Origin of the sequence: Rhodococcus sp. DMU2021 (assembly GCF_019641445.1) — a bacterium.
GTDB lineage: Bacteria > Actinomycetota > Actinomycetes > Mycobacteriales > Mycobacteriaceae > Rhodococcus > Rhodococcus pyridinivorans.
The window spans coordinates 1-12,650 of the sequence record NZ_JAIFKB010000039.1 but is presented as its reverse complement, the minus strand read 5'-3'; the positions used below and the strand labels follow the sequence as shown (position 1 = coordinate 12,650).

15 protein-coding genes and 3 pseudogenes are annotated in these 12,650 nt (G+C 64.1%); 10 read left to right on the top strand and 8 right to left on the bottom strand.

Features of this window, described 5'->3' with window-relative positions; translation table 11 throughout:
* Positions 1-372: 372 nt before the first annotated feature.
* Positions 373-1,494: a helix-turn-helix domain-containing protein gene (locus tag K3M35_RS24765; protein ID WP_220667175.1), complete on the bottom strand. Its 1,122-nt coding sequence runs from the start codon at positions 1,492-1,494 to the stop codon at positions 373-375.
* A complete protein-coding gene (locus K3M35_RS24760; RefSeq protein ID WP_220667174.1) occupies positions 1,491-1,802 on the bottom strand; it encodes a hypothetical protein in 312 nt (103 codons plus the stop codon). Before K3M35_RS24760 ends, K3M35_RS24765 begins: the two co-directional genes overlap by 4 nt.
* Before the next feature lie 182 nt (positions 1,803-1,984).
* Between K3M35_RS24760 and K3M35_RS24755 the strand changes: the two genes are divergently transcribed.
* From K3M35_RS24755 to K3M35_RS24730, 6 genes and pseudogenes are all read left to right on the top strand, one after another.
* The gene (locus K3M35_RS24755) at positions 1,985-2,269 is read left to right on the top strand and encodes a multiubiquitin domain-containing protein (RefSeq protein WP_220667173.1); all 285 of its coding nucleotides are present in this window, start codon (positions 1,985-1,987) and stop codon (positions 2,267-2,269) included.
* Complete coding sequence (locus K3M35_RS24750) at positions 2,244-3,503, top strand: ThiF family adenylyltransferase (protein ID WP_220667172.1); 1,260 nt, start codon at positions 2,244-2,246, stop codon at positions 3,501-3,503. The genes K3M35_RS24755 and K3M35_RS24750 overlap by 26 nt, the downstream gene beginning before the upstream one ends.
* On the top strand, positions 3,500-3,886 hold the full coding sequence (locus K3M35_RS24745; protein ID WP_220667171.1) for a DUF6527 family protein: 387 nt from the start codon (positions 3,500-3,502) through the stop codon (positions 3,884-3,886). Before K3M35_RS24750 ends, K3M35_RS24745 begins: the two co-directional genes overlap by 4 nt.
* A gap of 25 nt (positions 3,887-3,911) precedes the next feature.
* A pseudogene (locus tag K3M35_RS26765) lies at positions 3,912-4,083 on the top strand (ATP-binding protein); the annotation flags it as partial.
* 248 nt (positions 4,084-4,331) lie between these two features.
* On the top strand, positions 4,332-4,778 hold the full coding sequence (locus K3M35_RS24735) for a hypothetical protein (protein WP_064060139.1): 447 nt from the start codon (positions 4,332-4,334) through the stop codon (positions 4,776-4,778).
* A 90-nt stretch (positions 4,779-4,868) separates the two neighbouring features.
* Entirely contained in the window at positions 4,869-5,195 is a 327-nt protein-coding gene (locus K3M35_RS24730) for a helix-turn-helix domain-containing protein (RefSeq protein WP_064060138.1), read from the top strand.
* A gap of 13 nt (positions 5,196-5,208) precedes the next feature.
* Here K3M35_RS24730 and K3M35_RS24725 read toward each other — a convergent pair whose 3' ends face one another.
* Both K3M35_RS24725 and K3M35_RS24720 read right to left on the bottom strand, forming a co-directional pair.
* The gene (locus tag K3M35_RS24725) at positions 5,209-6,234 is read right to left on the bottom strand and encodes a hypothetical protein (protein WP_220667170.1); all 1,026 of its coding nucleotides are present in this window, start codon (positions 6,232-6,234) and stop codon (positions 5,209-5,211) included.
* 5 nt (positions 6,235-6,239) lie between these two features.
* Positions 6,240-7,418, bottom strand: a complete 1,179-nt coding sequence (locus K3M35_RS24720; protein WP_220667169.1) for a site-specific integrase — start codon at positions 7,416-7,418, stop codon at positions 6,240-6,242.
* Between the two features lie 692 nt (positions 7,419-8,110).
* Between K3M35_RS24720 and K3M35_RS24715 the strand changes: the two genes are divergently transcribed.
* Positions 8,111-8,902 (top strand): nucleotidyltransferase domain-containing protein, encoded by a 792-nt coding sequence (locus K3M35_RS24715; RefSeq protein ID WP_219129634.1) that lies wholly within the window; start codon positions 8,111-8,113, stop codon positions 8,900-8,902.
* 21 nt (positions 8,903-8,923) lie between these two features.
* Here the strand turns inward: K3M35_RS24715 and K3M35_RS24710 are convergent, their stop codons facing one another.
* From K3M35_RS24710 to K3M35_RS26485, 4 genes are read right to left on the bottom strand one after another with little or no spacing between them, the layout of a single operon-like run.
* On the bottom strand, positions 8,924-9,181 hold the full coding sequence (locus K3M35_RS24710) for an Atu4866 domain-containing protein (RefSeq protein WP_174556250.1): 258 nt from the start codon (positions 9,179-9,181) through the stop codon (positions 8,924-8,926).
* A 23-nt stretch (positions 9,182-9,204) separates the two neighbouring features.
* Entirely contained in the window at positions 9,205-9,900 is a 696-nt protein-coding gene (locus K3M35_RS26495; RefSeq protein WP_308257118.1) for an amidohydrolase family protein, read from the bottom strand.
* 60 nt (positions 9,901-9,960) lie between these two features.
* Positions 9,961-10,605 carry an amidohydrolase family protein gene (locus K3M35_RS26490; protein WP_259444447.1) on the bottom strand — a complete coding sequence of 215 codons (645 nt, stop codon included), beginning with the start codon at positions 10,603-10,605 and terminating at the stop codon, positions 9,961-9,963.
* 22 nt (positions 10,606-10,627) lie between these two features.
* On the bottom strand, positions 10,628-10,990 hold the full coding sequence (locus tag K3M35_RS26485) for an Atu4866 domain-containing protein (RefSeq protein WP_232333410.1): 363 nt from the start codon (positions 10,988-10,990) through the stop codon (positions 10,628-10,630).
* Between the two features lie 44 nt (positions 10,991-11,034).
* On the opposite strand from K3M35_RS26485, the gene K3M35_RS26480 reads away from it, so the two are divergent.
* From K3M35_RS26480 to K3M35_RS24690, 3 genes and pseudogenes are all read left to right on the top strand, one after another.
* Entirely contained in the window at positions 11,035-11,211 is a 177-nt protein-coding gene (locus K3M35_RS26480; RefSeq protein WP_235367013.1) for a hypothetical protein, read from the top strand.
* Positions 11,212-11,337: 126 nt separating this feature from the next.
* A pseudogene (locus K3M35_RS24695) lies at positions 11,338-12,164 on the top strand (helix-turn-helix domain-containing protein).
* Positions 12,165-12,244: 80 nt separating this feature from the next.
* Positions 12,245-12,382 (top strand): annotated as a pseudogene (locus K3M35_RS24690) (nitroreductase/quinone reductase family protein); the annotation flags it as partial.
* Positions 12,383-12,650 lie beyond the last annotated feature (268 nt).

Sequence of the window (12,650 nt, the reverse complement as noted above, 5' to 3'; positions counted from 1 at the left end):
GCTGGTCCAACCGCTGGAAGGCAGCACTGAACGCCTTCGAGATCACCTTCGACGGACGCCTGTCCGCTGGACGAAAGTAGCTACAGTTCAACCAGTTACACCGTTAACTTGACAGACCCTTCCTGGTGCTGGACTGACAGCACACGTGCTCTCGGTTCGATGCCGCTGTTCACACCGCCACCCCTGACATGGGAGTGGCGACTTCCGGTCTACCTCAACGGCGAGTACTAAAGCCCTTTTCGGGACGATCTGAGCGAGGGCACATTCGGACATCCATGGGAGCAAACCGTGTGTATATACGGCGAACGTCTTCTGAGGTCGTTGGGCCGGACCCTCGCGACGTGGCTGCCAATGAGATATCTGCCTGGCTGGTCACCAGGCCTCAAGGATGTGGGTCACAGTGGGTGCCTTTCGGGCGAGGGTGGTTCTCCAGTCGAGCCGCTTGAGATGCTGCAGGTGGCCGACCAGGACTATTGGCGCAATGCCTTCTCTAGCGGCGGTGTTCGCGATCCAAGGGGCACCGATGCGATGGGGAACCGTAGTTAGTCCGTTGGGAAAGACCCAGCTGCTTGCTTGGGTGTTCGCTGCCCGCTCCAGGTCGTTCTCCTCCTCATGCTGGTCCGCGGGGTCGTTTTGAGCGCCGTCGTCGAGCGACTCGACGATCAGTGTGTTTGCATCGACATGACCGAGTGCGATGTGTGCGATCTCGTGGAGCAAGGTAAACAGGACTTTGTCGAGGCGTTTGCCGCGTCCGGACAGGCCGATCACGGGGAAGCCGTCGACAAACATTGCACAGCCGTCGATCTTTGCGCCGGGCAGCGCTTCAACGTAGACGAGGTGCACACCCACTTCGGCCAGACGTTGCGGTAGGTCCGCGAACGCTTCGGGTGAGGTCAGGATTCGCGGCAGTGCCGCACCAAGTGACTTGAGAGGCTCAGGTGAGAACTTCTGCGGGGGCTGCTCTTCGCGAGCTTTCCTTCGAACACACGCGACCCACGCCATCTGTAAGGGAGCGATCGGTTCGTTCTCGTTCGACCGCTTGGCCGCCGCAACGAAACTGGGCTCGTCATCGAACGTGCGGATTTCGAAGAGCTCCAGGACCTCTGCTTCGAGTTCGTCGAGAGTGGCTCCCTTGAGAATGCCGCGCTTTTGCAGCAAAGAGACGGGGCCTTTGGTGTTGAGTCGTGCACGTCGGCGTACGTCGTTGAGCCGATGCTGCGTGACGTCGTTCTTTGCTTGCTCCGCCAACAGGTACTGGTCCTGGAGGGCAAGCCAATACTCGGGAGTGTGCCCGAGGGCCGCAGCTATCTGGGCCGCGGATTCTCGCGTGATTTCCTTCTTTCCAGTCACGATTTCGGAGACGAACTGTGTCGGTCGGTCGAGAACGGCCGCGAAGTCGGTTTGTGTCCATCCGCGGGCGTCGAGTTCGCGGCCAAGTATTTCGCCTACCGGTAAGAGAGCTGTCGGGGTCGGGGATGGTTTCGTGGTGCTCATCGGGGCGTTTCCGTTTCTGGGGTCAAGAGCTCGAAGGCCACTGTTATGTGGTTGTCCGAGGACTTGAAGGTGAGGGTGATCTGACGGCTCTCACCCAGTGGGGCCAGGGCGGTTTCAGGGCCGCCGCCCGGGCAGGGCCGTAGCCGCAGCAGGCGCATGTTTCGCAAGTCGGTGTCGAGCTTGGCGGCGCGTGCGCATTGGACCAGTAGATGGAAATCCGCGATCTCCTTTGGCGTCCATCCTGCGGGCCGGTAGTCGGCTTCGTGGGCCAGGCGCTGCAAGACCCTGTCGACGTACTGGCTGTCCATGTCGTCTTGTCTACATCACCGATGGGCTGATGGCGCACTGACGGTAACGCAATTCTATTACTTGCCGGTTACAGCTTGGTCGTTACTCGTAAGCGCGCCATCACCTAAGGGGTGAACGTCTATATGTTAGCATTCGAGTAGTGATCGGGATCCGGTCACATCGATGTGAAGAGGTGTGAGACATGACTACACAGGACCGGCCCCGTCAGTCGGAGGGCAACAAGAAGGACAAGGACTACGAGGTGGTGATCAACGGAACCCCCTTGAACCTCGACGAGGAGCGCGTCACCTTCGAGCAGCTGGCAGCTCTCGCCTTCCCGGGCCACGACCCTCAAGCGATGTTTACCGTCGCCTACCGCAACGCAATTGCTGCTCATGGCGGCAACGGCACCTTGGTGGCGGGGGAGTCAGTCAAAGTCAAGAAGAAGGGGACGAGCTTCGATGTCCGGCTCACGACTCGTTCGTAACAGCCCCGACCTGGCACGGCTCGTCGACGAGGGCTACACCGTCCGCATCCTCAACGGCCACCTCGTCATCGACGACATCCCGTACGTCGACGCCGACAAGACCATTCAGTGGGGTTCTTTCCTCTGCCCCCTGGACCTTGCCGGCGACCGGACAGCCAAACCGAGCAGTCACGTTATGGGCTTCGTCGGTACCAGCCCATGTGACAAGGATGGCCGGCCGATCTCCGACGGCTTCGCCAATCCGGGCCTGAACTCCGGATGGTCGGCTAGCCCGGAGCTGACCGCGTCGTTGGGATTCTCCCAGAAACCGCGACCCGACGGCTACTTGGATTACCACGAAAAAGTCACGACCTACGCTGCCATCCTGCTCGGCCCCGCCCAAGCCCTCGACCCGACGGTCACGCCGTGGAAGTTCAAGCCGCTCGCGAGCGACGAGGACGACGGGGTCTTTGTCTACCTCGACACCTTCTCCAGCCGTGCCGGAATTACCGACCGCAACCAAGCTCTTGCGCTGAAGAAGGTGGTCATCGTGGGTCTGGGTGGCACCGGTGGCTACCTCCTTGACCTCCTTGCCAAGACCCCGATCCTCGAGATCCACCTCTATGACGGCGACATCTTCGGCACCCACAACGCGTTCCGCGCCCCGGGTGCTGCGAGCCTTGCCCAACTGCAGGAAGGGATGAAGAAGGTCGACTACTACGCCACCACCTACGCGGCCATGCGGCGCGGGATCCAGCCGCACCGGGTGAATGTCACGCGCGAGAACGTCGGCGAAGTGCTCGACGCAGACTTCGTGTTTCTCGCCATGGACTCCGGTCCGGCTAAACAGATCATCATTGAGGCTCTAATCGCTGCCGAGGTGCCCTTCGTCGACACTGGCGTCGGGGTGAGCAACGATCCGGGCGGAATCGCCGGACAGATCCGCCTCACGACTTCCACCCCAGGTCGCAGCGATCATATTGTCCGTGACCGGCTCATCTCGACCGTGGCCGGTGACGATGCCGAGTACGACACCAACCTGCAGGTTGCGGAACTTAACATGGCGGCGGCCGTATTCGCGGTCCTCCGGTTCAAGAAGTTGCTGGGGTTCTACGCCGACGAGGAAGACGAGCGTCACTCGGTCTTCCGCATCGACACCAATGAGAACTTCAATCGCTACGGCACCTCGGATCGGGATCGCGCCGAGGCAGCGGAGGCAGACTTGAAGGCTGCCAGCGGGGAGGGCGCCGCATGAGGACCAAGCTGCGTCCTGTTTTTACTGACTACGTACCAGTGGACCTCGAAGAGGGATTGCTCTACGTCTCGATGCCGTACGCCACCGCAGTGCACCTATGCGCCTGCGGGTGCGGCGGTAAGACCGTCACCCCGTTGGCGCCATCGGGGTGGAAGCTCACCTTCGACGGGACCATCACACTGCGCCCCTCCATCGGCAACGGCCAGTTTCGGTGCCGATCCCACTACCTGATCACCGGCGATACCATCAGTTGGCTCTCGCCCATCGGTACGCTCGCCACACAGGCTGCCGCCGGCCGAGACCGACAAGCCGTCGCCGAGGAACATGCTCAGGCCATCCCGATCTGGCGCCGCTGGTGGCGCTGGTTCCGGAAGGGCACCTGATATAAGGACTTAACAGTAAATCAGGTGGGGTGAGGTCCTCGGCGATACGACCGTCGCCGCCGCGATGCTCGATCGGCTCCTACATCGGTCGGTGGTACTCAACCTCGACGGGGATTCCTACCGGCTGCGTGACCACCACGCCCGGTCGGAAAAACTCCGTCAAGCCACCCACCGGCACCCGGCAACCGCTACAGTGAACCCGCCCGCGAGTGGGCACTTTCGTCGAGCGCAAGTGAGCACCTTCGCTGAGCCTCATCACGACCATGTCCGGGTCCGTGACATGACCGTCACGCGTGTTCCTCGCCTACTCAATCCCACCCCGAGCACTCCATTCCCGAACGGAACTCGTGAAGGATCAAGCATCGAGCAGAAGTGGCAGAAATAGCGCGTCACTCGCAACGAGTGCTGCGGTCGAGTCGGCAAGCGCATCGATAGCATCCTGCACATGGCGGATCAGCGACCGACGGAGTGGACGATTGACGTCTGGGTGGACCCCAAAACTGGGCAGGCGCCCTTCGAGACATGGCTGATGAAGGCTGATCCGTACGACCAGGCCGTTGCGATCAAGGTGCTTGAGAAGGTCGTCCAGCCACTCGGTATGGACATTTGCAGCACAGAATGGGGTAAGGCTCTCGGCGGCGGACTCTACGAGATCCGCATCCGGACGTCATTGCATGGGGCCGAAACCTGGGGAGAGACCGACCCGGAGCCCGCTGACGACTCCAACCATAATCGCACGGTCCTTCTTCGGATCTTCACGACCTTCCATGGCTCCAAGATCGTGTTGTTGTTCAACGCGTACAACAAGGGCAAGGATCCTAGCGAGAAGCGTCAAGGCAAAGAGATCAAAAAGGCGCGTAAGTACCTGAAGGCCTGGAAGGAAGAAGGGTAAGTGAGCGCGGCCTCTTTGACGAATATGTGTTTTAGCACATACGCTGTGTAGTGCTAACTACTATCCGAGCCACGCGACAGGGAGGCGATCATGGGTACGCGACCATTCAGCGAGATCGCGAACACCGTCAAGTCAGAGTGGACTCCCGAGGTCAAGGAGTTTGCCGATCGTTTTGGCGCTGAACTCGAGGAGCAAGTACGCGATCAGGTCAAACTGGGCAAACAGCTAGCTGAGGCGAGGATTGCGGCCCGTCTCACCCAGGGCCAGCTGGCCACCCTTTCGCACATTGGGCAATCCGAGATCAGTCGAATCGAACGTGGTCTCGGTAACCCGACGCGAGACACTCTCATCCGCCTCACCGCAGCTATGGGGGCCGAACTCGCTATCGTCCCCTCTAAGCAGCTCGAGAACGCGTAGGCCACGGGCCCGACTATAAGGGATCTGCCAGTCCCTCCAGCACTTCCATCAGGTCCGCGAGGAGCGCATCGGCACGGACTTCGATCTCGTCGAAGACGTCGGTGAAATCCTCGAGTGCCTTGTGGTCGCGGCGGCGGGCGGCGGTGCCACGGTCGTAGTAGTCGGGGTCGAGATCGATGTCGGACTCCATCCAGGTTCCGGTGTCGTCCGGCTGGGGATCGGGCAGCGCCTTACGCACCGGGACACGCCCCGACAGATGCGCCCGGACCAGCGTCGAGACCGACTGCGGGGTCATCGATTGCGCGTGTGGGAGGTGCCCCCACCGGTCGATCGGACACAGCAACGGTTGCCGGGCCTGCTCCGCGTCGAGTGGATCGGTCACGATCTCAGTGGGGTCGGTGAAGTGGTGACGCAGCAGGTGCGTGCCCGGATACTGGTCGAGGAACGTCTGGATCTGCGCCCATCGCCGGTAGATCGTGACGGCCGAGGTGTCCCCGGTCGCAGGATCCGCTGCGAGACGGAAGCACTCACCGGCCCGGGTCGTAGCCACCAGGGTGTCGTCGGCCAGTCGGATGTCGCTGCGACGCAGCCGGGTGATGTCGGTGAAGCTCATGCCGGTAGCAGCCAGGACCAGCAGCAGGGCGTCGCGGCGGCCAAACAGCCCGCTCGGCCAGCCGGTGGTGGGCAACTCAACGGCTCGCTGCAGCAGTAACCGGCCGAGCCGATCGAGGCGCTGAGCACGAGTGGCATCGAGGTGCCGGCGCACCGTCTCGGTCCGCCCCGGGGCCGGGTAGCCGTGCCCGGTGTGGACGGCGTTGATCGCTGAGAGCCGGCGTCGCTGCGTCGCGACCGCGGCCGGGTGCTCGTGCAGGAACAACGCCAGAGTTTCGGGCGCGGCAGGGATGGGCCGGTGGTCGACTGCGGCGCACCAGTCGGCGAAGAGCGCCCAATCGTGCCGGTAGCGGGCGGGGATCCGCAGGCCCAACTGGGCATCGTGAATCTCGTCGTGGCCGTGGTTCTTCCGATCGGTGTGGGTCATCACGGTCACAATCCGAGATTCGTCACAGCGTTGCCGATGAGCGGGGCGTGTTCGCGGGCGTAGGTCTCGAGCATTGCCGGGGTGCTGTGCCCGGTCTGGCGCATGATCGCGTGCGCGGACGCGCCGTTGCGGAAGGCCTGGGTGACGAACCCGGCCCGCAGCGAATGCCCACCCAACTGTTGGACGATTTCGGGGTCGTAGCCGGCCTGCTCCGCGCGGCGACGGATCGCTTTGTGCACCGCCGCCCCCGACAGGGGTGTGTCGGAGAGGTTGCCGTTCTTGCGGATCGACCGCAACAGTGGTGCTGCCGGGACCATCCGGGGCCGGGTTCCCCGGCACACGTGCCCGTCGAACGGTTCGGCGGTGCGCAGCAGGCGGATGACGGCGGGGCGGCCCCCGGTGTCGAAGGCGGCGACGACCTGTGCCCACCGCAGCCACGCACACGGCGGGCAACTCACATGGCTGTGGGTGAACGGCAGTGCCCGGACACTGCCCCGCCCTTCCTGATCGGTCTTCGATTTCCGGAGGCGGATGTGCAGGCCGTCGAGCCGGTGCAGCGAGACGTCACTGCAGGCCAGCGCGACGAGTTCGCTGCGCCGGAACGCCCCGGCGAACCCCACCAAGAAGATGGCGGAGTCGCGGCGTTCCAACACCTCCGCGGCCCAACTGCCGGTAGCGGCGCGCATCTTCTCGACGATGGTGACGACGTCGGCGGTCAGCAACGGCGCCCGCGGACTGCGGGGCCGCTCCCCCGCCGCCGCGTAATCCCGGCGGATCCCCGACAAGGTCGCAGTGACCAACTCGTCGCTGCCGGGCGCGGGATGCCCGGCACGGCGATGGTGGAAGCCGATCCCGGCCACCCACCGCGCCAGCGTGGCCGGGGAGTAGGCCCGCTCCCCCGCCTCCGTCACCGTCGACGCCGCGTCGAGCAGGTAGGCGGCGACGGTGAGGGGATGCGCCGGCAACATGGCATGCCCTTCGCGCTGGCACCAGGCGGTGAACCGGTCCCAGTCGGCGGCATAGTTGCGGCGGGTCGACTCCGAGCGGGCCCGGGTGACGGTGCCAGCGACCTGAGTGAGGGTCTCTTCCGGCAACACCGGCACGGACGGCGCAGCTGGGTCCGACGCGGTCCGGACAGGCGTCGAAAGGTCGTCCGGACGGCGGCTGATCAGGTCATCGGGCACGAACACAGAGCCTACCGGCCCGCACCGACACTCTCGAGCAGGAAAACGCGCTCATCAGGGTTTTCGGGCGAGATGGTGCGCTAATGGCAATTAGCGCACCACCACACGTGTTTGACATAAGCAGCCAAACTCCAGCGCTCATCCCCGACCCAGTCCTTCCCTCCGGAAGTAGAGCGTCTCAACTCTTCAGCCCCATCCGAACCGATCGGGCCACATCAGATACACCAAGTCATAGCCTTATGCTTAAACCGATTTTCCCACAATAGTTTTCGGCACACGTGCCCTGTCATTCCTTACCAAAACGTGCGACCGAGATCAGACTGTCGATGTACTGTGCCAGATACCAAGAACTTGTTGTGTCAACCAGTAATTTGGTCGCCTCCCGGTTGCGGATCGAGGCGCTTCGGTGGCATGCTCGCGCGGCCTGTCGACACGAACCACGGTTACCGGGGTAATCCACGATCCATGGCGGTAATGAGCCGATGGAGTCTGCATACCGGTGGTGAGGTCGAGCACGGGCCGTGGATCGATCACATCGCTTCCGACCTGGCCTGCACAGGTCTGCGGACGTGGGCCATCACGGAGGAGACCGGAAAGCTCAGTGACCATACTTGGGTGGCCTGCATCGTGCGCCTCACTACGTAGAGGCACGCATCGTGTGCACGGCACGGTGTGCCGCGCATGATGGGGTGGTGCCGAATATCGATGTAGAGCCATACCTCGAAGCCGTCGTGGACACTGCCCGGGAGGTGCTCGGTGCGGAGTTCGTCGGGGCGTACGCGGCCGGGTCGCTCGCCCTGAACGCCTTCCATCCCGGCCGCAGCGACATCGACATCGCCCTGCTCTGCCGCGACCCCCTGAGCGAAACGATGAAGCGGGAGTTGATCGCTCGGCTGCGGCACAGCGCCCTGCCATGTCCGGCCCGTGGCCTGGAACTGGTGGTCTACACCATGGCTACGGCGCAGTCGGGCACCGGAGAACCGGGCTTCGAGCTCGAGTTGAACGACGGGCCGGACATGGCCTTCCGGCAGACACTTCAGCCCACAGACCGCCCGGCAGCCGACGGGACGTTCTGGTACGGACTGGACCGCAGCATCCTGCACCAGAGCGGCCGGGTGTTGGCGGGACCGCCGGCCCCGGAGACATTCGCCGAACTGGCACCGGAGGAACTACAGAGCCTATTGGTCGACTCGCTGCGCTGGTGGATGGCGCTGCCCGGCCCAGCCGATGACCGGCCCGCACCCGGAGCCGACGACGCGGTCCTCGGAGCCTGTCGCGCGCTGGTTCGACATCGCTACGGGAAGTGGCTGTCCAAAATCGACGCCGGCCGACGGTTACTCGGGACCGGCTACCAGCCGGTCGAGGCGATCGAACAGTCCATCGCAGCACGCTCCGGTGAGCTTCCGCCTTCAGGTCGGCAAGCACGGACTTTCCAGGAAGGCGTGCTGCACGAGCTCCTGGCTGCGACCGAACGGCCCGCATGACCATCGTCCGGATCGGCACTCCTATTGCCGCGCTCTCAGGTGCCGATACATGACCATTCCCGCGTGGTACAGCACGTCGTCGCGGAACTCACCGTCGGCGGAAAAGCCGGCGTCGTCACGGTAGTAGATCATCGTTCCTTCGATCCGGTAGTCACCGGTGTAGGCAGCTTCCCGGCTGCCGCGGGCCTCGACGTATCGCCCCTCCGGCAGGAGACGCTGGCGGATGTTACCGTCGGCGGTTGCCCACAGTCCGACGAACGGGTGCTCGACTTGTTTCATGTCCTTCACTTCCCTGGAGGTCGTCACAGTGTCGCCGCCACCCGCCCGATGATGGCGTTGCGGGAACGGATCACGGCCTCGCGTAGGGCGTCGATGTCCTCGTCGACCAGCGAACCCGCCCACTTGCGCGGGTTGCCGGCGACGAGGACGGTGTCGATGTTGCGTGCGTCGGAGCCGAGCACGAGGGTGCCGACGGCGTCGTTGAGCGGCATGTTGTTGATGTCGTCGGCGCGGACGATGAGCAGGTCGGCCTCCTTGCCCGGTGTCAGCGAACCGGTGACGTGCCCGAGCGCGTTGGCCTGCGCGCCTCGCAGGGTGGCGAAGTCGAGGACGTCGCGGGTGGTGATCCGGTTGCGGGTCTCCTCCGTTCCGTATGCAGCATTGGTGGCGCGCATGCGTTGGATGGCATGCAGGGTCCGCATCTGGGTGAACATGTCGCTCGCGAGCGCGACCTCCACGTCGATGCTCAGACCCGGCCGGATCCCGACGGCGAGAGCCTCGTTCACAGCGGGCACCGCCGATTCGAGGCCGATCTGGGCGTCGGAGGTCGGGGCGAGGGAAACCGTGACACCGGCATCTCCCATCGCCGTCCACGCCTCGGGGGTCAGGCCGGTCGCGTGGATCAAGGTGAGGGTCGGATCGAGGATCCCCATCCGTGCCCAGCGCAGGATCGCCTCCGACGACGGTATCCCGAAAACCGCGTCGATGCTCGTCCACACACCGAGATCACGTGCGAAAGCAGCGAGTTCGGGCCCGTAGGCGATCGCAGGTGCGGCGATCTAGTCGGTCGCCAGGGCGGCCAGCCGCACCGTGACGAGACCGTCTGCGGCGCCGTGGAAGTCGCTCACCAACCGGTTCATATCCTTGGGCCATTGACGATCCCACTCACCGAAGTGAGGACCCATCGAGGCATGCACGCCCCGAATTCCGGTGTCGATGAGCGCATTCAGTGCAGCATCGGAGTGCGCGGAAGTGCGGGAGTTGTGCGAGAAGTCGAGCATGGTGGTGATGCCCGAGTCGAGCGCGGTCAGCGCGGCGAGACGGGTACCGATGTACATGTCCTCCGGTGCGTAGTTCGGGGCGACGCCGGCCAGGGTCGACATGACATATTCGCCGAGGTCGGAAACGTCGGGAATGCTCCGGCGCAGTTGCGCTTCCCAGGCGTGACGGTGGGTGTCGACGAAACCGGGGCCGACGATCGCACCGCGGGTGTCGACCACGAGTGCCGAGGCTGCTGCGGCACCGTGCCCGGGATCGGAGCGTAGGTCGGCGCCGATCGCGATGATCTGCGGGCCGACGAGCAGGACGTCGCCGGCGTCGAGGTCCGGGATCGAGGGGTCCATGGTGACGACGGCGCCACCGGTCAGCAGGATCGGACGGTCGCTGTCGTGGGCCGCGGTGAAATCGGCGAGAGTTGTCTTCATTGTGGTGGCTTTCCGATGAGTGTCAGGCGCGGCGGAAGGTGTAACCGGCGTGCTGCAGGGTGCCGTCGACGAATTCGCCGAAGGCCCAGAATCCGAGGTCGTCGCGGTAGTCGATGCGGTCGCCGGTGATCCGATAGGAGCCCTGATATGCATGCGGGCGTCCACCGCGGGTCTCGTCGTAGCGACCGTCCGCGGTCAGGTGCTGGTGCACGAAATCCGTTTCGTCGATCCAAGTTCCGAGATGACGGTCCGATGCCACGTCCGTGGCGGTCGGGGTCTCCGTCGGGTCGTCGGCGTGGACCGATCGACCGCCCCAGAGGGTTATCTCACCGTCGACGACGACCGTGTGCGCGGCGTCGGCATCATCGATGAATCGTTGCAGCACATCTGTTTCCGAGTCGTCGCGAGACACGGACAGGATTGCGAAGGTTGCCGGACACGAGCGCCACCGAGCAGGACGTCGCCGCGGTCGAAATCGCCGATCAGGGCGTCGCCGGTGATGATCCGGGCATTGCCGAACAGGAGCGGACGATGCCCGCCGGCGTTCTCGCGGATGAGTTCGAACAATTCGGGAGTGAAGGGGATGGTCATGTGTACTCCAGATGAGGATCGGGGTGCCGGGAGATCCGGCGAGTTCCACTGTCGGGGCGGATGGGCGGCCGGAACAGGCCGGTGTGTGCCTGGGTGCACCAGGGCCTGTCTGTACCGCATCCGGGGAGCTAGCGTCGTCTCATGGTCTCCACCGAACTCGGAACCTTCCTCAAGGCGCGACGCGGACACGTGCAGCCGTCGGATGTCGGTATCACGGCGCAGTCGGGGCGGCGGGTCTCCGGTCTGCGTCGCGAGGAAGTTGCCATGCTCGCCGGTGTCAGCGTCGACTACTACACGCGACTCGAACAGGGTCGCGAACGGAACCCGTCTCCGGCGGTTCTCAACGCCCTCGCCGGCGCACTGGCTCTCGACACCGACCTGCGCGAGCACCTGTTCCGTCTCGCCGGACTGGCTCCGACACCGCCCACTCCGGTGCGGAAGACCGTGGACGATTCACTGCGGGAGCTTCTCTCATCCTGGTCGCACACACCCGCGCTCATCATCGACCGCCGGTTGGATGTTCTCGCGTACAACGAGCTCGCCGGTGCGCTCTACAGCGGCTTCGAGCGCATCGACAATCTCGTGCGCATGACCTTCCTCGATCCCTTCGGGCGCCGCTTCTTCACCGATTGGGAGCGCGCCACGACGTCGTGCGTCGCGAATCTCCGGCTCGCTCTGGGCCACACCGGCTCGGTCGACGACGTTCGTGCCCTCGTTCTCGAGATGCACGATGCGAGCGCGCGGAGTTCCGCGAACTGTGGAATCGGCACGATGTGCGGGGCAAAAAACACGAGGCCAAGGAGTTCCGGCATCCTGCCGTCGGCGATCTCGTCCTCGAATACAACGCATTCGACGTTCGCAGCGCACCTGGACATCAGTTGATCGTGTACCGGGCCTCTGCCGGCTCGCCCAGTGACGACAAACTTCGGCTATTGGGATCCTTGGCGGCGACCACCGACCGCTCGTGATTCCTCGTTCCGGACCCCGTGGTCCTCTACATGATTACGGTGGTTCGTAGCCGACTGCAGTAGCCAGGAGGATTTCTCCCATGAGTTCGTCCGACGACTGGAATGCGCAGGTGATCGCCGAGTTCCGGGCCAACGGAGGCCGGGTCGGCGGCAACTTCGAGGGTGCGCCCATGGCGCTCGTGCATCATCGTGGCCGCAAGACCGGTCGAGCAGAGGTCGAGGAGAAGACGCGCGGGAAACGCACCATTCCGGTCCTCGCTCTCCGACGACGCTGACCTGCTTGCACCCCTGGAACCACCGAGATCCCGCCGACATGCGCCGGCGGGATCTCCCGTGACCGGCCACCAGGCCGGAAAGAATTTCGCAACCTGGAGATTTCCTCTCATGCGGGCTGAGCCCGGCGTGTAAAGCACGGAAGTGCCTGTCCGGTAGTGGATTCTTGGCTTGTCGAAGGTCAAGTATCCGTCATCGAGAGAGGCACTCCGC

What these genes read in the sequence shown, in the direction of transcription:
- K3M35_RS24765 (WP_220667175.1), bottom strand. Translation starts at nt 1,494, where the DNA reads ATGAGCACCACGAAACCATCCCCGACCCCGACAGCTCTCTTACCGGTA.
- K3M35_RS24760 (WP_220667174.1), bottom strand. Translation starts at nt 1,802, where the DNA reads ATGGACAGCCAGTACGTCGACAGGGTCTTGCAGCGCCTGGCCCACGAA.
- K3M35_RS24755 (WP_220667173.1), top strand. Translation starts at nt 1,985, where the DNA reads ATGACTACACAGGACCGGCCCCGTCAGTCGGAGGGCAACAAGAAGGAC.
- K3M35_RS24750 (WP_220667172.1), top strand. Translation starts at nt 2,244, where the DNA reads ATGTCCGGCTCACGACTCGTTCGTAACAGCCCCGACCTGGCACGGCTC.
- K3M35_RS24745 (WP_220667171.1), top strand. Translation starts at nt 3,500, where the DNA reads ATGAGGACCAAGCTGCGTCCTGTTTTTACTGACTACGTACCAGTGGAC.
- K3M35_RS24735 (WP_064060139.1), top strand. Translation starts at nt 4,332, where the DNA reads ATGGCGGATCAGCGACCGACGGAGTGGACGATTGACGTCTGGGTGGAC.
- K3M35_RS24730 (WP_064060138.1), top strand. Translation starts at nt 4,869, where the DNA reads ATGGGTACGCGACCATTCAGCGAGATCGCGAACACCGTCAAGTCAGAG.
- K3M35_RS24725 (WP_220667170.1), bottom strand. Translation starts at nt 6,234, where the DNA reads ATGACCCACACCGATCGGAAGAACCACGGCCACGACGAGATTCACGAT.
- K3M35_RS24710 (WP_174556250.1), bottom strand. Translation starts at nt 9,181, where the DNA reads ATGAAACAAGTCGAGCACCCGTTCGTCGGACTGTGGGCAACCGCCGAC.
- K3M35_RS26490 (WP_259444447.1), bottom strand. Translation starts at nt 10,605, where the DNA reads ATGAAGACAACTCTCGCCGATTTCACCGCGGCCCACGACAGCGACCGT.